This window comes from Crateriforma conspicua, from assembly GCF_007752935.1.
GTDB classification, from domain to species: Bacteria; Planctomycetota; Planctomycetia; order Pirellulales; family Pirellulaceae; genus Crateriforma; species Crateriforma conspicua.
The window spans coordinates 1379566-1398002 of record NZ_CP036319.1; the positions used below are offsets into that span (position 1 = coordinate 1379566).

Below are 18437 nucleotides of genomic sequence, written 5' to 3' on the forward strand. Positions count from 1 at the left end.
TTTAACGTCCGTCACCGAACCTAACGTTGTCCGGCCACCGTGTTTTGATCCGGGACGCTTCCGCGGGCTTCGTTCAGCATGTCGGCCAAGTCTTCCATGATCACGCTGGCCGGCAACGCATAGCTGACGACGCGGCCGGCGCGAGCGATGTTCATTCCGATCACGCGACCGTCGCTGTCCAAGATCGGACCGCCACATTCGTCAGGGTTCAGCACGGTGTCGTGTTGAAAGACGTCATCGAAACCGGACAGCCGTGCACTGCGGGGTCCGTTGACCCGCGCGTCGTTTTCCGTTTCCTGCAGCACGCTAAGGTCACGCAATCGCGCGTCCATCTCCAATCGGTCTTCGCCGCGGACGATGGTCAATGCCACCACTTCGCCCGGGTACATTTTGCTGAGCGTGTTGACCACGGCAAAGCGATCGGGTTGCTGGCGGCCATTGATCGCGACGATGCGATCGCCCCTTTCGATGCCCGCTTGATCGGCACCGCTGCCGGGCTGGACACCACGAACGGTTGCACCGGAGCGTTCGGCGCTGACCAGTTGAACGCCAAGGCGGCCTTTGTGTTCGACACGGACCCGTCGGGAACCGATCGCACCGATTCCGATCGTGCGTCCGGTGCGTCCGGGGCTGATCAGGAAACTGCCGGCCTGCGGCGTCTGATCGACCCAAGTCACGGGTGTGAAGGTTTCATCGGATTCGATTTTAATCAGCCCCAAATCGGACGATCGGCGGACCGCGGCGATGCGTCCGGGCAACAGGCGGTTGTCCGACATGCGGACGCGGATCGGATCGCCCGTCAATTCGCTGCGTTTGGTCAGCACGTATCCTTCGGCGGCCACGATCGTGCCCAACGCCACCGGGCGATCGCCGCTGTAGACCTTCACGACGCTGTCGATGGTCGACTGTGACAGCGGCGAAACCAAACGCTTCATTTCCGCGTTGTCGCGGCGCTGGGATGTCCGCAGACCCAACTGGTGCCGCAACCACGCTTCGGTGTCGTCATAGTCTTGGGCCCGTGCAACATCGACATCGATCGTCATGATCGACAACGCGGCAAGGCAAAGGATCCACCAATTCTTATTCATGACGAAAGGATGCGATTTCCGGTGTCGGGGACTAGCAGGGTCGTGAAAAGAACAAAATCAAAATGGTCGGTAGCGATCTCAACCGCAAGGAAACAGATGGCGTCGCTGGCCCATCTTTCCATCAGTCGTCGTCTTCACCTCGTCCGATTTCCAGCAGGACTTTGAACTGGGTGCCGCCACGAGTCAGCCAAACCACGACGCGTTCACCGGGCATCGTGTTGGAGACCGCGCGGGTCAGCGATTCAAAATTCGAAACACTGACTTCGCCAAATTGCGTGATCACATCGCCTGGTTCGATTCCCGCATCTTGGGCGGGTGAACCGTCATGCACGTCCAAGATTCGGGCGTCGGAGTAAGAATTGTTGCCGGTCACACCGATGACGGGGCGAAAGCCGGGCAGACTGCCCCACGCTTCGCCGGCCATCAAACGGTCCCAGCTTTCTTTGTAGTAGTCGACCGGGACGTGCAAGTTGTCCGCCACGTCGTTGCCGATCCGGCTGTGGATGGCGATCAAGCGGCCTTCGATGTCGAACAGTGGGCCGCCACTGTCGCCGCCGATCAAAGCGCAATCGGTCAACAGCGATCCCGACTGGATGGCCAAGATCCGCCCGACTCGGGTCACCGTGCCACGCGACGTGTCGTAACCGCCGGGATGCCCGGTCGCCACGCACCACATTCCCGGACGCAGACGATCGCTGGTGCCCGGTGATGCACAGGGCCACGGCCGGCCGTTGTTTTGGCCGCTGTGAATCCGCAGCAATCCGGCGTCGACGTGTCGGTTCATGCCCAGGGTCGTGGCCAATACCGTGCGGCCGTCGTCCAGCATGATTTCCGCCGTCTTGCCCGGTCGCATTGCGACATGGGCGGCGGTCAAGACCAGACCGCTTTGCGTGATGATCACGCCACAGCCTTGGGCCGGTCCGATTTTCACACCGACGGTACAGCGGGCACCACGTCGGGCGACCTGTTGGACCTGGTCCTCCAGTTGGCGGAATTCATCGATCGAATCGGGAACGCCACCGTAGCGCAATTCGTCGCGAAGCGGATCCGGGATGGTGACTTTGGTGTCACCGTCATAGTCGTTTTCAATGCGGGCGCTGACCGCCGTGGTCGATGTGGCCAGTGGATTCGCGACGATCGTCTGTCCCGTCGCCGAGGATGACGACAGCCAGGCGATACCCAACGTCAGCAACAGAGCCAGCCCGGCGGTTCGCTGCCCCGATGGGTTTCCGACTGATCGCGATGTCCAATTCATTGGTGGATACGATTCCATGATGCCATCGACGGTCCGCTGCGGGACCACGCCAAACCATTCGCCTGAGTGAATCGAAACGTGAAAATCGAAACGTATGAATCAAAAACAGAGTGGATCGAAATAGGAAGTCCGAGAGCCAAACTGCCGTGCCAAACGGCCCCAGTTTGATCCGCCGTCGGCTGCGGCCTATTGTAGCCGGGCCGACACCGGTGAAACCCCGAAAAACGGCTCGGGGTGTCGCGGCCTGAGCGATTCATGCCTTTTCAGCCCGTCAAACCGCACGGTTTTTCACCGTCCGCGGCGACGGTTTGGAATTCACGGGGCCTCCAGCGACCCGGTTGGGGCGGAAAACGCGACCTCTGGCCACCCGTCCGGTATGAGGGCACTTTTTCGCCGATTGCACGACTTTTCCGACCACTGTTTGACGACTTTGATGCCACCCAGTGACCCCGAATCTTGCCGGACCCAGCCGGCTGGTGTCCACGAAAGCCCTGAAAAACAGCGGACGCTGATTTTCGGTTGCGGCTATGTCGGTCGGCGAGTCGCCCGGCTGGCCCAGGCACGCGGCGACCAGGTTTGGGCCACGACGCGGGACCCGCGGAAAGCCGAAGCGATCGACGAAGCCGGCTGGCGACCAGTGATTGCCGATTGGAATCGGCCACCGACACTGCGTGGTCTGCCGCCGGTGGACCGGTTGTTGGTCGCCGTCAGCCACGATTCGGCATCCGGGGTCGGACGTTACGAATCGCAGGTTTTGGGGTTGCAGCGTTTGTTGGACGCGATCGCGCCGGCCACACGAGTCGTCTACATCAGCACGACCGGCGTCTATCACCAGCGTGACGGTCGCTGGGTGGACGAAACGTCACCGACGCGGCCCACACGCCCCGGCGGCCAAGCACACTTGATGGCCGAAGAACGGGTTCGCCGCTGGGCAGTGCATCGCCGGGCGACAACGCTGCGGCTGGGTGGGATCTATGGTCCCGGACGTGTGCCGCGGATCGCCGATGTCCGCGACGGTCGGGTTTTGGCATCGCCGGGCGGCGGGTACCTGAATTTGATTCATGTTGCCGATGCGGCCGCGGCGGTGATGGCGGCTTGGCAGGCGATGGATGCGGATGTCCCCGAACCGTCGCGCGTCCGATCGCATCGGTTGTTTGCCGTTGCCGATGACCGGCCCGTGGTCCGCCGCGACTTTTATCAGTACATCGCCGATCGTTTGGCCGCGCCGACGCCGCGGTTCGCCGACGGTCAATCCAAAATGTCGGTCCGCAGCGACAGCAACAAACGCGTGTGGAACCGACGAATGAAGCGCTGTCTATTGCCTCGACTGGCTTTTCCGACCTATCGCCAGGGGTTGGACGACGTGTTGAATCGGGATCGTCGTGGCGGTTCCCATCGCGGCGCGAATCCTTAGACTCTGCCGACGGTCGATCGTGTGGCAAAGTCGCACGTTCATCCACACCGGCGGATCGGTCATTGCCGGTCCGTCGACGCTTATCCTTTTCCCACTACGTTTGCACCTATTCGTCAGGCCGAAACATGCTGCCCCGAAAGCCCCTTTTCCCAGGCATCATTGAACTGAACTTTCAAGCCGGCGAAGTTCTTGGGTGCAACGTTTTCTTGGTCTATGACGCCGACCAGTGGCTGTTGGTCGATATTGGATACGAAGAAACGGTCGACGATTATGTCGAACTGATTCGTCAGCTGGATTTTCCATTCAGCCAGTGCAAAACGCTGGTGGCCACCCACGCCGATGTGGATCACGTTCAGGGATTGGCCAAAGCCAAGCAGATGTTGCGGACCAGCGTGACCGCGCACCCGGCGGCCGTGGCGACGTTGGAAGCCGGCGATCGGTTGAAGACGATGGCGGAAATCGAAGCCCAAGAATTGCACTTGGACATGCCCAAGGTCACCATCGAACATCAAGTCAACGATGGCGACATCATCACCGTCGGCGATTTGGAAATCGAAGTCTGGCATACGCCCGGACACACCGACAGCCAGTTGTCGTTTCGCGTCGGTGATGTCTTGTTAAGCGGCGATAACATTTATCGCGACGGATGCATCGGCGCGATCGACGCACATCACGGCAGCGACATCGGCGCTTTCGTCCGCTCGTTGGAACGCATCCGCAACAGTGACGTCAAATGGCTGGCCCCCAGCCACGGACCGATCTTTCGCAACGATCCCGAATTGTTGGACCGAACGATCCAGCGGGTGCGGGGCTACCTGCAGATGGCCGACTTCGGCACGCTGGCCGAATCGTGGCCGTTGATGGACCAGTGGCACGACGAGGTGGCCGCCGGGACGATGCCCGAGGGCCTGCAGCCGCCGTCGGCCTAGGCGAATCGCCCACAGGGCCTAACCAGGACCGTTGCTGATCACGGTCCCAGGACCGTTGCTGATCACGGTCGCTGTGGACTACAGGCGGCAGTTGTGGATCAGCATTTCAAAGATGGCCGACGCACCGATGGACTTCAGCCGATCCATGACTTCGGCGACTTCGCCGCGACGCACCATGACCTGGACGCTGCACCAGTCGGAATCTTCCAGCGAATTGACGGTCGGCGAGTTATAGCCGGGGGTGATCTTTTCGGCTTCGGGCAACTTCGACCGCGGGATGTTGTATTCGACCATCGAATAGTCACGAGCCAGAACGACGCCTTCCAGTCGTGCGACCAGCCGGTCGGCGGTGTCAGTGTCGCGGCAACGTGGGCCTTGGATCAGCACCGTTTCGTAGGCACCGATTTCTTCCAAGATCTTCAGCCGGTTGGCCGCCAAAGTGCTGCCGGTTTCGACCAAGTCGACGATCGCGTCGGCGACACCCAGTTGGATCATCACTTCCACGCTGCCGGCCAGCGAAACCAGATGAGCCTTGGCGTCGTGTTGCGCCAAATAACGTGCGGTCACCGCCGGAAAGCTGGTGGCGATCCGTTTGCCGTCCAGTTCGGCCGCCGAACGGATCGGTGAATCGTCGGGTACGCAGAACGCCAGACGGCAACGCCCGACACCAAAGTTCATCCGCGTCGTCACGTCGGCGTCGGCTTCTTCCACCAAATCGCTGCCGGTCACGCCCATGTCGATCGCGCCTTCGGCACACAGCGTGGGGATGTCATCGGTCCGCAAGAAGATCAGATCGATCGGCAACCCCGCCACGCGTGCGAACAGCCCGCGGTTTTGACGGCGGAATCGCAGCCCGGCTTGGCTCAGCAGGTCTTCGGCCAATTCACTCAAGCGGCCTTTACTGGGAATGCCGATGCGAAGGGTGTCGGTGGACAGGGACGCGGACACGATGCGGGTTCTCCGTGATGGGTCGGGTGACGTGCGTTCGCCGTGGTGAAGTGTGTAATTTTTGGGGCCGGTGGGCGGACCGTCAGGGCATCAGCGACGGTCAGTCTTTGGGCGGGCGACTGGCCTTTTCGACCAGCCCCGACGTGCCTTCGCGACGGGCTAATTCGGCGGCGACTTCGGAAATGTCGACGCGTTTGTGGGCCAGCAAAACCAGCGTGTGGTAGATCAAATCGCCGGCTTCGTAGATGAAGTGATTGCGTCCTTCGTCGCCGGGTTCGTCGGCGGCTTCGACCAATTCCCCGGCTTCCTCCAGGATCTTCTTGCCGATCTTTTCGGTCCCACCCCGCATCAGCCTGGTGGTGTACGAACCTTCGGGCATGGTTTCAGCCCGCTCGGCCAAAGTGGCCATCAGTCGGGCGATCGGATCCAGCGATTCCGGCATCAAAAGGGTCCCGCAGCGTGGGGAAAATCATGAAAATGGACCGTTGTGGCCCGTGAATCCTAGACACCACATTCCGGATTGCCAACGAGCGGGGAAATGGCCGTTGCCGCCGCGCGGAGTGTTTCGCTAATGTCGCCCTGAAAATCCTGTCGATCCGTTACGGCCGATCCGGCCCGACGTGGTCGATCGGCCCCCCACCGTTGACGCAAGGAAGCGCCACGTGAACGCCATGCCGGCCCCCAAGCCTCGCCCGTCAGGTCTGGACGACGCGTCCGCCAGCGCCCCCGTCGCGCCCGCAGCGGACCCACGTTCGATTGACCCGCGTTTGGGCGACACGATCGACGTCCCGCCGGAAACCCCGTTGGAACGTTTGCGTTGCCTTCGTGATACGGTTTTGGCCGAATCCGAAGCGTTGCGGCGGACCGCCCAAACGTTGTCGGCCGACGCCGTCCGCGCGGCCGAACTGACCGCCGATTGCCGGGGCAGCGTGATCGTCACGGGCATCGGCAAAGCCGGCTGGATCGGTCAAAAGATCGCCGCCACCCTGGCCAGCGTCGGCACCCCCGCCCACTTTCTGCATCCCAGCGAAGCCGTCCACGGGGACCTGGGCCGGGTGCGAAAAGACGACCTGGTATGGGCGTTTTCCAATTCCGGTCGCAGCGAAGAAGTCCTGGCGATCGCCGCGCACTTGCGACAGTACAGTCACGGCTTGGTCGCGATCACCGCTGACGCGGACAACCCTCTGGCCGCCGCTGCCGACTTGGTCGTGACCATCGGCAAACACCGCGAAGCCTGTCACAACGGCTTGGCACCAACCTGCAGCACCACCGCCATGCTGGCCGTCGGCGATGCGATCGCGCTGTTGTCCAGCCGCATCCGCCGATTCACACCCCAGGATTTTGCCCGCTTCCATCCCGGTGGTGCACTGGGCCGGAAACTGACCGTCGTCGACGACATCATGCGGGACGTCGCCCATTGTCGCATCGCGCCGCACGACGTGCCGGTGCGTCAGGCAATGGTCGTCGCGGGGCTGCACGGACGACGCAGCGGCGCCGTGATGCTGGTCGATCCGGCCGATCAAACGTTGTCCGGGATTTTTACCGACAGCGATCTGGCACGGTTGTTGGAATCGCGACGCGAAGGCGAACTGGATCGCCCCGTTTCGGAATTGATGACGCGCTGCCCGACAACGATCCGGTCCGGATCGCAACTGCGTGACGCGATCGCGATCTTGTCCCAGCGTCGGATCAGTGAATTGCCCGTCGTTGACACCACAGGACGCCCCATCGGATTGATCGACATCACGGATGTGGTTTCGCTGGAAGGCTCCGGTGCAACCCCAAGTCCGTCTTCGGTGAAGTTGACCGCCCATGTCTGATGCAAACGGCTTTCAGCCAAGTCCGAACGATATCGCCGACCAAATCCGCTGTTTGATCAGTGATGTCGATGGCGTGATGACCGATGGACGGATCACCTACGACGACCAACTGGTGGAATCCAAAAGCTTTCACGCCCGTGACGGCTTGGCGATCAAGCTGTGGATGCGCAGCGGTTTCGGCTTTGGCATCTTGACCGCACGAAAAAGCAAGATCGTGCCCCATCGCGCCGGCGAATTGGGCATCGATCAATGCGTGCAAGGCTTCGAAGACAAGTGGCCGGCCGCCGAACAGATCATGCGCCACATCGGATGCACGCCGGAACAAACCTGTTACATCGGCGATGATCTGCCCGACATCGCGGTGATGCGCCGTGTGGGGCTAAGCGTCGCCCCGGCGGATGCATCGGCTGACGCCCGCGACATCGCCGATTGGGTGCTACGCACCGGCGGCGGTCAGGGTGCGTTGCGTGAACTGGTGGAGTGTTTGTTGAAAGCCAAAGGTCGATGGGAGGAGCACGTGCCGACGTGATCGCCCGATGACGGTCGGGCCGATGTCTGCCGAGATGCCAAACGGGGCCCCGCCCCGGGGATCGCATCGGCAACGGGGCCGCAACCCATGATGCAACACAGCAAGGACTACTTCTTGGCGCTGGGTGTGCTGATTGCCGCCGCGCTGACCTACCAGACCGCGACCGATTGGTGGTTGCGGCCGCCCCAGATTGAATCGGTCCCGATGGCCGAACAGGCATCGCTGCGCCCCCGCGAATCGCTGGCCTACTTGTTTCCCGACGACGCTTGGCAACGCGGGACCTGCCAGCAACTACAGATGCGGGACGCCGTGCTGTTGTTCGGCGAACTGATCCGGGACGAAGGCAATCGGATGACGGCCAAGCCGGTCACCGTGGTGTACGGTCGCGATCTGGCGATCGATCGCGCCGAACGACCGTTGATCTTGGAAGCGGAAACGGCGGAAATTGAGTTCGACGGTTCGTTGAACCTGGATTCGATGGGCGAAAACGCCCCGCCGATCAAGACCGCCAACCTGATCGGGAACGTCCACGTGCACGGTGGCGCCCCGTCGATATCGAAAGCAACCGCTGTGCCGGCGACCGATTCACCCGCCATCGATATCCGTACCAGCTACATCAGCGTGGATCGCCAGAAAATCTGGACGACCCAGCAAATCGACATGTCCTTCGGCGACGTCAAATTGGTCGGACGTGACTTGACCTTGCACCTGATGGAAGCCGCCGGTCCGGCCGCTGATAACTTGCAATCCATCGTCGATCGAATGGAACTGATCTATCTGGACCAGTTGACCGTTCCGATGCGAGACATGCCGGGATCGGTGCTGAGCATGGAATCCGGCGGCGGGATTGAATTCGACTTTGGCGTCAACGAATTGACCCTGCATGATTCGGTCGCCTTTGTCTTGCAAACTCCCGGCCAAGACGACGATCGATTTGATTGTGCGGAACTGACACTGACCCTGCGTGATCCGCTGAACCGTAAGCTTCGCCGCGAAGGCCCCCTGGACTGGATTTCTCAGGTGCAAGCAGTCGGTTCGTCGGACGCACCGGCATCGTTGTACATGCCAAGCCGTGGTTTCGGACTGGTCGCCGACGACATCTTTTTCGATGCACAGCGGGGCGTGCTGCGAGTGTCCAATCCGCGCGAAACGTCGAACGACGCCTCGGCAAACTCACAACAGACCAAGCTGGTCACGATGCGGTACAACGGGATCGTCGCCGGCTTGCAGCAGATGGTCTATGAATTTGATCCGCGACAACCACGCGTGCTGGGGCGGTTGTTGGCCGCCGGTGCGGGCCGAATCCGAATCGAGATTGAAAATTCGCCGGTGCGGCACCTGGCGTGGTCGGAGGGCTTGGAAATCAAACCGACCGAGACCAGGCACCATGCCGCCACACCGCTGGACGCACCCGCTGGGACGTTGATCACAAGAGGATCCGCCGGCGGGACATCGATCGATGGCGAATCGGGCCCGCCGATCACGCTTGCCGCCACGCAAGTCAACGTCGACGGTAACGTCCAAGCGATCCTGTCAGCCGGTGGTGCCTTTTCGGCCGCGCACGTCCGCTGTGACCTGCAACCGTCACGGTTTTCTGATGACGAGACATCGTTGGTGCCATCTGGCTTTATCGCGAAGGAAGCCGTGTTGTTGGACACGCCGACCATTCGAGCGATGACGGATAGTCTGACACTGGTGTTCCAAGAAGTGGATCCCGCCGCGACAAAAACGGATTCGATGCTTTCGACCACCGGGCGTGAGGCAGGCGACTCCGGTGCAACGAGTGGTGACACCAGCGGGGTGCGACGCTGGGTCGTCCAGCCGGGGCCCGCCGATGGACCAGCCGAACCGGTGGCCCGTCCGCGTCCGGAGATCGCCGGACGCCAGATCGCCGCCAAGTTGCGAATCGCCGATCGTGATCTGACTGCCGAAGACTTGTCCGTTCGCGGCGACGTCCGTCTGACGCATGTGGTCAACGTCGGACAGCAAGCGTTGGACGCCGTCCTGCAGGGTGATCAACTGCGATTGACCGGTGGCGGCGGATCGGAACGGATCAGCCTGTTCAGCGGGCCGAATCGTCCGGCCCGATTGGACTTGGGCGACGGCTTCTTTGCCGGTCCCGCTTTGCACATTCGTCCGATGGACAACGTGGTGGAGATCAACGAGGCCGGTCAGTTCCAAATGCCGACGGCAATTTTGCCCAGCGGACTGGCCGGTGAACCGGCGGATGCGAAGGATGATGGACAACCACCATCGTTGAAGTGGACCACCGCGCCACGGTGTCACTTTGCCGGTGGCATGATCTTTGACGGACGCCAAATCCGATTGCGAGGTGGCGTGACCATCGACGCCGCGATGACGCACCGGGATCAACCGTGGCAATTCCAGCTGCGGGGTGATTCGTTGGTCGCCGATCTGACCGATGGTGTCCAGCTCCGCGACATGAAAACTTTGCGGCAGGCAACATTGGCACGCGTTGCACTGCTGCGTGAAGGCGATTTGCCGGTGTCGATCGAAGCGGTATCCAACAACGTGAACGGGCAAACACAGTCACGCCACCTGTTGCGTGCACCGTCGTTGGTCTATCTGCCCGACAGCGGTGGCCAACTATTGGCCGAAGGTCCCGGTGCCTACTGGGCTTGGTTATTGCAAGAAAAGGCGAACTCAATCTCCGGTGCAAGCGGCGGTGATGATTCGCAGCCCCGACCGCGAACCACTTTGGAAGCCGCCCAGCTGGCAAGTCGCCAGCAAAACGAGGCGGCCCGTTCCAGCCCGATCGCGGACGTGGACACGCCGACCCTGCAAGGCGTGCACCTGACCTACTATGACCGCATGGTGGGCAGTTTGCAGAACCAAAGTCTGACGTTTCATCGTGACGTGCAAATCGGAACTCGAGCGGTTCCGGATTGGGAAACGCCGGTCGACGTGACTCGCATGCAGCACTTGGCCAGTGGTGATGCGACGATCCGATGCCAGCGTTTGCAGTTGGGGGTCGATCCGGCCAGCCTGGCACCGTCGCTTGCGGGTGCGGCCACGCGTTCCTTCGAACTGTTGGCCGACGGTGGTGTGTTGTTCCGCAGCCTGCAAGACGAAGTGACCCGGGAGATCGCCGCCAGTCGTGCGGCCTATCAATCGGGCAAAAGTCTGTTCACCCTGCAAGGCGCCCCCGGCAATGCGTTGCAGATGCGACAGAGTCGTCCGGGCGCCGAGCCGATGTTCTTGACCGGTGAAAACATGAGCATCCAAGATCCCATGTCACCCAACATGAAGGTTCAGATGAACGTGACCGGGTTCCACTACGGTCCCGGTGGTGGCAGTCAGGCGGCACAAAACCAGGGGAATCTGCGGTGAACGTTCGCACGAACCTTCCACGCATCGCCCCGCAATGCCAAACCGACGCCCCGCGGACATCGGTCATCTTGGTCCATGGCATGTTGGCCAGTCATCGCAGCATGCGACCGATCGCCGATTCGCTGTCGGGTGTGGGGATGCACGTGACCAGTTGGCGGTATTCCACGCTGATTCATTCGATCCGTGATCATGCGGATCGTTTGGCACGCGTTGTCTTGCGTCACTTGGCCGATCGTGACGTCGAAACGTTGCACTTTGTCGGTCACAGCATGGGGTGCATCATCCTGCGGCAAACGCTGCTGCGGTTTCGTTTGTCCGGTGCCCGATTCGTCATGCTGGCACCGCCCAACGGCGGTTCGCGTTTGACACGTTTGCCCTCTGGCCCGCTTGCCCGTTGGTTTCCACCGTTCGCCGAATTGGCCGAACATCGTGACAGCTTGGTCAATCGCCTGCCTTCACCAACGGGGCTGGACGTTGGGGTGGTCGCGGCACGTTGGGACCGGGTCGTCGAATTGGAAGCGACCCGGTTGCGATGTTCCCATGACCATTTGGTCGTCTCAGCGACACACCAGCGATTACCTGGGCACGAGGAAGCCGTGCGACAAGTCCAACACTTCCTGCTGCACGGCTGTTTCGATCGTCCCGCGGTGACGCGTCGTCGCGCGGCGTAGTGATTCGCGTCGTCGAACGTTGACGATCCAGTGCACTTGTTACATCAGCCCCGCAAAGATCCGCGAACCAATGCGGACCATGGTCGCACCGGCGGCGATCGCTGCGGGGAAATCACCGCTCATTCCCATCGAAAGGGTCGGCAGCGGTCGCGAATACTTTTCTTGGAACTCGTCACGCAGCATTCGCAGCCGATCGAACTGTGCCGCGGCGTCGTCTTGGCCGCCGTGCAAGGATGCCATCGCCATTAGGCCGTCGACCTGAACGCCGGTGGGAATACCCGCGTCGAAGCATCGCCGGGTATCGTCGATTGCCATTCCCGTTTTGGCCTGTTCACCGCTGATGTTGACCTCCAAAAGACAGGTGGTCGTGATCCCGGCGTCGACCGATTGTTGGGCAACAACGTCCAGCAATTTTTGACTGTCGATCGAATGAATCATCGGTCGGTGCCGCAGCAACCGACGGACTTTGTTGGATTGCAGGTGTCCGATTTGATGCCACCGCGGGGCAGCATTGGCGTAGCCCGCCGCGGCCAAAGCCTCGGGAGCCATCTGCTCGGCCTTTTTCCACAACACTTGGGGACGGTTTTCACCCAAGTCTTGGCAACCGATTTCGCACAACGCCGCGGTCAGGTTGGCGTCGACGTACTTGGTCACGCCAATGATTTGAACCGTGTTTGGGTCCCTGCCGGCTTGATGGGTTGCTTCGGCAACGTCATCGACGACCGATTGCCAGTTGTCACGCAGACGTTGAAAGGACGCTTCATCCAACCGTTGCAAAGTCTCAGTCATCCTGGCTGCCTTCCACCGTGACCAGTTCTTCGAAATCGCCTTCGTCCATGTGGAATCGCGCCGCAAAGAAGTCGGCGATCAGGTGTTTTCCCATCACGCTGCGGACCCGCTGCCCACGCAGCGACCGATAGACGATCCATTGTTCGCTGCCCATTTGGACGCGGAAGCCGCCCGCTTGGTCGCTTGGCACCAGTTTCAGTTCGTCGGCGATCGTCAGCGTCCGCCATGTGCGTTTGCGTTTGAAACGCTTTGGCATCAAGTCCAACCACAGCGGGGCGAACAATGCTGATCGGGCTTCGGCGGTCAAAACCAGCACGCCGTCGTCGGTCGCGTCAAGTTGGGCCGCACTGGGGCCGACCCGCCATTCACCCGCCGATAACGGGATCGCCAAGGCATCGGCCAATGAACTTGTCTTCTTTTTACGTGTCTTTGCACCGGAGGGATTCGCCGGTTTGGCATGCAAGTAGACTTCGCGGGTTTCCAGCTCGTCGCGGGCTTGTACCGATTGGGCCAGGGGCAAACGGCTGACGTACTGGATCAGACGATCGTCATCCGGATCCGCTTCGGGGGACGGCAAGACGCTGTCGGCCAACATTGCACAGCGATCATCACGCAGCAGCATGACGTGACGCTGCAGCATCAGTCCGCCGGACCACGGCTGTTCGAATTCCAAGTAGTGGACGTCGTCGTCACTGTATTCACATGTCGATTCCCAGTCGCCTTCGCTGGTTTGTTCGATACCGCCGACGCGAATCATCGTTTGCCACTGGCCGGCAAGAAGCTGTTTGCGGCCACAGCACATTTCGATGCGACAATCCGGCTGGGAATAATCGATCACGGTTCGGCCGCGACGGACGTCCCATTCGGGAAGCATCACGCCCAACTTGGCGTCGTCGCAGTGGATCAAGGATTCGGGCAACGAAACGGACCAAGCCAAACGTCCGCCGCTGTGCGAAACCCCAAGGGCGGCTTCGACGGCCGGACGCAGCGTTTCCGGGTCCCAGCGGCACATCCGTTCCAACAGTCCCGTGGTCTGTTTGGTGGGGCGTTTTGATTGTGCCGACACGACGCCGCCGACGTCATCGCGAAAGTACTTGTCCGGCACCGAATCGTCGACGCGGGCGTCATCGATCAATAGCGAAGGTTGACCGCCGGGGCTGGTCAGCCCGGCCACCCAAGTGGCGACGTCCGCCGCAATGGCACGTTGTCGTTTGGTAAAACTTGATTTGGTCGTCGCGGCGAACAAGTCTTCGCACCGGAGCAAGGACGCGGCAACCAGTCGGGCGTTGCGACCGCCCCGCATGGCGTCGGCGATCGCGTCGCCTTCCGCGTCCAACCATTGTTTGACGACCTTCACCGATGCATCCCGCATGCGGTGGCACGATGGCAAGTCCTTCAATCGCCATGCCATCGTCAGCCCCAGTTCGCCGCCCAGGATCAAACGTGCCGTCGCATCAGGCTGGTCACTTTCCCGCTGCTGTTCGGCCGAATGCTGCAACTTACCTAAAAGGTCCCACCACAATCGTGTGGGCAATCGGTCGGTCAGCCAAGGCATTGCCGCGGCCCATAACACCGCGTGTGTCGATTCCAATGCGTCGGCACGCGGCCCCGGAACGTCATCGCAAAAGTCTTCGGCCAATCGGACCAAGTCGATCGATTTGCTGTATCGCGGCGACAGCTTTCCGGTCGCCGCCAGCCGACTTAACAGTTGCCAATTCGCCGGACAGGCCGATCGCAGGGCCGCGGCAACGCCCCAGCGGTAAATCACGCCGCTGTCGGCCGCATCACCAAAGATTCGTTGGGCGGACAGCTTTTCGGCATGCTTGCGGACCTTTTTCTGCAATTTGGCCCACTGGTCCTTTTCGGCATCGGACAGTCGGTCGTGCTCAAAGGCTTCGTCAATCGTAAGGGTCGACATGGACGTGGCTGTGGTTGAAACTGATAATCACAAGGGGCAAACCTGGCGTCCTGCCGAGCGGTGCGACCGCCGTTCCCAGCATACCCGGCTTCGCCCTGCATGCCGCGGCCCACCGTACGGTCATCGGGCAACGCCGTACGGTAATCGTGATGAACGAAAACGTACATGACCCGCGAAATGCCCACGTCGCGGGTCCGCCAGCATCCGTTTGGAAATCACGTTAGGAATCAAACCAAGATGGAATTTTCGCTGCGAAAACCGATGCCCACTCACCGTCAACGATGGCGGCTCTTCGTCGCAAACATCGCCACCGTGGCAATCATTTTGACCGGCGGGACGGTCACCGGGCAGGGGTTGCCGTCGCTGGATGAAATCCAATCCCAAGCGGATGATTCGCCGATGCCCGGCGACGATGACACGCCACAGTACGTCGACCAAGTCGCGGCCAAGGCTTTCGCGGCGCCGCCCGAAGCGACACGTCTTTCAAAGAGTTCCAATCTTTGGATCGACCGTCAACGCAAACGCGTTTATGTCGATGGTTACGTGACACTGGATCGTGGCATGTTGGAAATGTTCGCCTGTCCGTCGGGCACCAAAGAACACGAATCGGTCGTCGCCCTGTTGGCCAAGAGCCGCGAAGTCCATACGGCGTTGTTGGCCGTGGGGGCCAAATCGGGAACGGTGGTGCGTTACGAACCGCGTTTCGTTCCGCCCACCGGTCAAGCGATCCGCGTTTGGGTGTGCTTTCGTGACAAGAACCAGCAGTTCCAAGTGGTCGATGGGCGAAAGCTGGTCCGTAACATCAAGACAAAGAAACCACTGAGCGAGAATTGGGTGTTTGCGGGCAGCGAGTTTTGGACCGACCCGATCGACGGCAAACGCTATTACCAGGCGGATGGTGGCGACATGATCTGTGTTTCCAATTTCGGCACCGCGATGCTGGACGTGCCTTTCGAAAGTAGTGCCCAGTCGGCCGATTTGTTGTTTGAACCGTTCACCGAAAACTTGCCGCCACGCGATACACCGGTTCGCGTGGTGATGGTGCCGATCCCGTTCCCGACCGACGACGATCCCGGTGACGACGTTCCCGGTGAAGATGCCAAATCCACCGGTGATGACGACGGCAAATCGCCGGCGGTCCCGCCGCTGTTGAGAAAGCCGACCGAACGTGTCTTGCTGCCTCCGGCCAAGCCAGCAAACGACAATGATTCGTCGGCGACCTCCACACCATGATGCGAACCGTATTGGTCGGGTTCGGTGTCGTCGGTCGCGCCGTGTGTGCCGAACATTTGCGGCGGGGCATTGCCGTTGATGTGGTGGATCAAGACGCGTCGGCCCTGCAGTCGGCATCCGAGCTGCTGCAACAGACCTTCGCCGGCGATGATCTGTCCGGCAACGCCTGGAACATTCGGTCGATTCCATCGGTCATCGGTACCTTAACGTCGATCCGTATCCAGCCAAACGATCTTCATGATGCCGACGGCGCGGCTGATCGGGCAGACGACGGTCGTCCGGCGCTTTTGATTGAATCCGTCGCTGAGAACTTGGAAGTCAAGCAGGCGTTGTTTCGACAGGCACAATCCGTTCTGCCCGGCGGTTCGATCTATTGCTCGAATACGTCCACGCTGCCGATTCGCGATATCTCCGGTTCGCTGGACCAGGCTGAACGAGTAGTTGGCATGCATTTTTTTATGCCGGTCGATCAGCGGCCCGCGGTGGAGATCATCGCTTCGCCCAAAACCGATCCGGTGATCGTCGATGTTTGTGCGGATCATGTTCGACGATTGGGCAAAGTCCCTTTGCGGGTTGGCGACCACGTCGGGTTTGTCGTCAACCGCATGCTGGCCCCTTACATCAATGAATCAATCACGATGTTGTGTCGCGGTGCAACGGCATCGCAAATCGCGGATGCTGCCACGCGGTTCGGGATGCCGATCAGCCCGCTGGCATTGGTGGACGTGATCGGAACCCGTACCGCATTCGACGGTGGACGCAGTTACTGGCGGGCATTCCCCGATCGATTCGTATCGGCACCGCTGTTGCCGGCGTTGGTGAAACGCAAACGTCGCGGTCGCCATGACGGCGGTGGTTTTTTCGACAACCAAAATGATGCAGGTCAACATCTTCTTGCACCGGAGGTCGACGGTTTGGTGACCCGGTACACCCGCCAAAGTCGGGATTGGACGGTCGATCAAATTCATCACCGGTTGGCGGCCACGCTTTGGACCGAAGCCGCGTGTCTGATTCGTGACGGCGTCGTCAAGGACGTTGGTGTGATCGACGATGCGATGTGGGGCGGTCTGGGCTATCGAATGAGTCTTGGTGTTGACGGGATGCCCGTCATGGACATGCCCACCGTCAACGATTCCGAGCGCCAGTCATTCACGCGGCACTGCGATTCTTTGGGGTGGGACATCCTGCGAACGCAGTGGTCCGGTGAAGATCCGATTCATGTGCCGGCATGGCTGGAACATCAATGCGAATCCGCGGTTGCCAACGGTCAAAGCCCGCGTGACGTCTTGGTCACCAATCTGACGGCCAGCGATCACGTGCGGTGATCGTCCATCGGTCATGGGTGATGCGTCCGTCGCGAATCAGATGGGCATCGGGATAGCGACAAACACTTGGGCAAATGTGCCTGGGCAAAGCAATCAAGGGTTGGCCGATTGCAAAATCGGATCGGCGATCGGTTTGAATCACCGCGTGTTCTTCGTTGTGTGCGACGATGGTTGCGTCGGGAATCGCGGGCAAGACGAATCGGTCCGTGATCGCCATTTCCGATGCGATCGCTTTGGTGCCGAGATCCAAACAAAGCAGATCCGATCCCGGTCGACTGATCACTCGCGTCAGCAATGCCGCGGCGATTTGGAAGTCTGCTTCGCTGTACATTTCGGCATAGCCGATGTCCCACAGCGTTGTCGTTCCAGGGCTCAATCGCCAACGCGTGCTGGTTCCGGTGTCTGCACCGCCGACTGCACTGGTTTGCGCCGCCCAGAATTCAAAGTTGGGTGACCCGCCGACGATGATCGTTTCGGTGGGATGTCGATCCAGATCGGATCGGATTTGATCCAAGATCAGGCGAGCGAAATCGTTTCGCTTTTGGCGACTGGCTTGATGCAAATGGCCGTCGTAGACGTGCAGTCCGGCGTAACGCAGTGATTCCGATTCGATGATGCGCGACCGCACCTGGTTCAGTTCGTTGCCAAACGGCACCCCAGTTCGGTGCATGCCAACGTCGACATCGATGTAGACATCCAGAACCATCTCGTACGACTGAATCGTCGGTGCCGACTGGTCAATGCTTTCCAAGTTGTCGATGATCCCCGCGAAACGTGTTGCGGGAAATTGTCGGGCCAGACGAACCACCGCCTCGGCCTTGGGGCCCACCAGTGGATGTGCCAACAACACATCGGCCGCACGAGCCTTGGCGGCCATGGCGGCTTCGGCGATGGTGGACGCTTTGAAAGACCGGATGCCTCGGTCGACTTGCATGGCCGTGACATCCCGCGACTTGTGGGTTTTCACGTGAGGGCAAAGGCGATCCACTTGGTCCGGTCCGCCCGCAATATCGATCATGCGTTCCAAGTTCGCAGCAATCGCCTCGACATCCCACAACAATGCCGGTGTCGGCAAGTCGGACACCACCGAAAGGTCCAGGCTTGACCAGCGGTCGCCACGCCACGATCGTTGCGGTTGGTAATTCATCGTGATCGACAAAGACTGAA

General features: G+C 60.7%; 15 protein-coding genes. 8 read left to right on the forward strand and 7 right to left on the reverse strand.

All coding sequences use genetic code 11. From position 1 onward, the window contains the following. Positions 1-20 precede the first annotated feature (20 nt). Positions 21-1088 (reverse strand): PDZ domain-containing protein, encoded by a 1068-nt coding sequence (locus Mal65_RS05020; RefSeq protein WP_145294330.1) that lies wholly within the window; start codon positions 1086-1088, stop codon positions 21-23. A 121-nt stretch (positions 1089-1209) separates the two neighbouring features. Then, on the reverse strand, positions 1210-2343 hold the full coding sequence (locus tag Mal65_RS05025) for a S1C family serine protease (RefSeq protein WP_196784584.1): 1134 nt from the start codon (positions 2341-2343) through the stop codon (positions 1210-1212). A 433-nt stretch (positions 2344-2776) separates the two neighbouring features. On the opposite strand from Mal65_RS05025, the gene Mal65_RS05030 reads away from it, so the two are divergent. Then, a complete protein-coding gene (locus Mal65_RS05030; RefSeq protein WP_145294336.1) occupies positions 2777-3757 on the forward strand; it encodes an NAD-dependent epimerase/dehydratase family protein in 981 nt (326 codons plus the stop codon). Between the two features lie 125 nt (positions 3758-3882). After that, the gene (locus tag Mal65_RS05035; RefSeq protein WP_145294339.1) at positions 3883-4686 is read left to right on the forward strand and encodes an MBL fold metallo-hydrolase; all 804 of its coding nucleotides are present in this window, start codon (positions 3883-3885) and stop codon (positions 4684-4686) included. 78 nt (positions 4687-4764) lie between these two features. Here Mal65_RS05035 and hisG read toward each other — a convergent pair whose 3' ends face one another. Further along, entirely contained in the window at positions 4765-5634 is an 870-nt protein-coding gene (gene hisG / locus Mal65_RS05040; RefSeq protein ID WP_196784585.1) for an ATP phosphoribosyltransferase, read from the reverse strand. Between the two features lie 100 nt (positions 5635-5734). Beyond that, positions 5735-6076, reverse strand: coding sequence for a phosphoribosyl-ATP diphosphatase (locus tag Mal65_RS05045; protein WP_145294342.1), 342 nt, complete (start codon positions 6074-6076; stop codon positions 5735-5737). Positions 6077-6305: 229 nt separating this feature from the next. Here Mal65_RS05045 and Mal65_RS05050 point away from each other — a divergent pair, with 229 nt between their 5' ends. The 4 genes from Mal65_RS05050 to Mal65_RS05065 all read left to right on the forward strand — a co-directional run bounded on the left by Mal65_RS05050 (position 6306) and on the right by Mal65_RS05065 (position 12005). Continuing rightward, positions 6306-7454 (forward strand): KpsF/GutQ family sugar-phosphate isomerase, encoded by a 1149-nt coding sequence (locus tag Mal65_RS05050; RefSeq protein ID WP_145304691.1) that lies wholly within the window; start codon positions 6306-6308, stop codon positions 7452-7454. Then, the gene (locus Mal65_RS05055; protein ID WP_145294344.1) at positions 7447-7983 is read left to right on the forward strand and encodes a KdsC family phosphatase; all 537 of its coding nucleotides are present in this window, start codon (positions 7447-7449) and stop codon (positions 7981-7983) included. Before Mal65_RS05050 ends, Mal65_RS05055 begins: the two co-directional genes overlap by 8 nt. 87 nt (positions 7984-8070) lie before the next feature. Next, positions 8071-11334, forward strand: a complete 3264-nt coding sequence (locus Mal65_RS05060; protein ID WP_145294347.1) for a hypothetical protein — start codon at positions 8071-8073, stop codon at positions 11332-11334. After that, positions 11331-12005 carry an esterase/lipase family protein gene (locus tag Mal65_RS05065; RefSeq protein ID WP_145294351.1) on the forward strand — a complete coding sequence of 225 codons (675 nt, stop codon included), beginning with the start codon at positions 11331-11333 and terminating at the stop codon, positions 12003-12005. The genes Mal65_RS05060 and Mal65_RS05065 overlap by 4 nt, the downstream gene beginning before the upstream one ends. 39 nt (positions 12006-12044) lie before the next feature. Here Mal65_RS05065 and Mal65_RS05070 read toward each other — a convergent pair whose 3' ends face one another. Both Mal65_RS05070 and Mal65_RS05075 read right to left on the reverse strand, forming a co-directional pair. Further along, complete coding sequence (locus Mal65_RS05070; RefSeq protein ID WP_145294354.1) at positions 12045-12794, reverse strand: YggS family pyridoxal phosphate-dependent enzyme; 750 nt, start codon at positions 12792-12794, stop codon at positions 12045-12047. Continuing rightward, positions 12787-14712, reverse strand: a complete 1926-nt coding sequence (locus Mal65_RS05075) for a hypothetical protein (RefSeq protein WP_145294357.1) — start codon at positions 14710-14712, stop codon at positions 12787-12789. The genes Mal65_RS05070 and Mal65_RS05075 overlap by 8 nt, the downstream gene beginning before the upstream one ends. A gap of 165 nt (positions 14713-14877) precedes the next feature. Between Mal65_RS05075 and Mal65_RS05080 the strand changes: the two genes are divergently transcribed. Continuing rightward, the gene (locus tag Mal65_RS05080; protein WP_145294360.1) at positions 14878-15945 is read left to right on the forward strand and encodes a YdjY domain-containing protein; all 1068 of its coding nucleotides are present in this window, start codon (positions 14878-14880) and stop codon (positions 15943-15945) included. Then, positions 15942-17270: a 3-hydroxyacyl-CoA dehydrogenase family protein gene (locus tag Mal65_RS05085; protein ID WP_145294363.1), complete on the forward strand. Its 1329-nt coding sequence runs from the start codon at positions 15942-15944 to the stop codon at positions 17268-17270. Before Mal65_RS05080 ends, Mal65_RS05085 begins: the two co-directional genes overlap by 4 nt. Here the strand turns inward: Mal65_RS05085 and Mal65_RS05090 are convergent. Beyond that, the gene (locus tag Mal65_RS05090; RefSeq protein WP_145294366.1) at positions 17236-18417 is read right to left on the reverse strand and encodes an alanine racemase; all 1182 of its coding nucleotides are present in this window, start codon (positions 18415-18417) and stop codon (positions 17236-17238) included. The two genes, Mal65_RS05085 and Mal65_RS05090, sit on opposite strands and share 35 nt — an antisense overlap. Between the last annotated feature and the right edge of the window lie 20 nt (positions 18418-18437).

What these genes read in the sequence shown, in the direction of transcription:
- Mal65_RS05025 (WP_196784584.1), bottom strand. Translation starts at nt 2,343, where the DNA reads ATGAATTGGACATCGCGATCAGTCGGAAACCCATCGGGGCAGCGAACC.
- Mal65_RS05030 (WP_145294336.1), top strand. Translation starts at nt 2,777, where the DNA reads ATGCCACCCAGTGACCCCGAATCTTGCCGGACCCAGCCGGCTGGTGTC.
- Mal65_RS05050 (WP_145304691.1), top strand. Translation starts at nt 6,306, where the DNA reads ATGCCGGCCCCCAAGCCTCGCCCGTCAGGTCTGGACGACGCGTCCGCC.
- Mal65_RS05075 (WP_145294357.1), bottom strand. Translation starts at nt 14,712, where the DNA reads ATGTCGACCCTTACGATTGACGAAGCCTTTGAGCACGACCGACTGTCC.
- Mal65_RS05070 (WP_145294354.1), bottom strand. Translation starts at nt 12,794, where the DNA reads ATGACTGAGACTTTGCAACGGTTGGATGAAGCGTCCTTTCAACGTCTG.
- Mal65_RS05035 (WP_145294339.1), top strand. Translation starts at nt 3,883, where the DNA reads ATGCTGCCCCGAAAGCCCCTTTTCCCAGGCATCATTGAACTGAACTTT.
- Mal65_RS05090 (WP_145294366.1), bottom strand. Translation starts at nt 18,417, where the DNA reads ATGAATTACCAACCGCAACGATCGTGGCGTGGCGACCGCTGGTCAAGC.
- Mal65_RS05020 (WP_145294330.1), bottom strand. Translation starts at nt 1,088, where the DNA reads ATGAATAAGAATTGGTGGATCCTTTGCCTTGCCGCGTTGTCGATCATG.
- Mal65_RS05045 (WP_145294342.1), bottom strand. Translation starts at nt 6,076, where the DNA reads ATGCCGGAATCGCTGGATCCGATCGCCCGACTGATGGCCACTTTGGCC.
- Mal65_RS05055 (WP_145294344.1), top strand. Translation starts at nt 7,447, where the DNA reads ATGTCTGATGCAAACGGCTTTCAGCCAAGTCCGAACGATATCGCCGAC.
- Mal65_RS05085 (WP_145294363.1), top strand. Translation starts at nt 15,942, where the DNA reads ATGATGCGAACCGTATTGGTCGGGTTCGGTGTCGTCGGTCGCGCCGTG.
- Mal65_RS05060 (WP_145294347.1), top strand. Translation starts at nt 8,071, where the DNA reads ATGATGCAACACAGCAAGGACTACTTCTTGGCGCTGGGTGTGCTGATT.
- Mal65_RS05080 (WP_145294360.1), top strand. Translation starts at nt 14,878, where the DNA reads ATGACCCGCGAAATGCCCACGTCGCGGGTCCGCCAGCATCCGTTTGGA.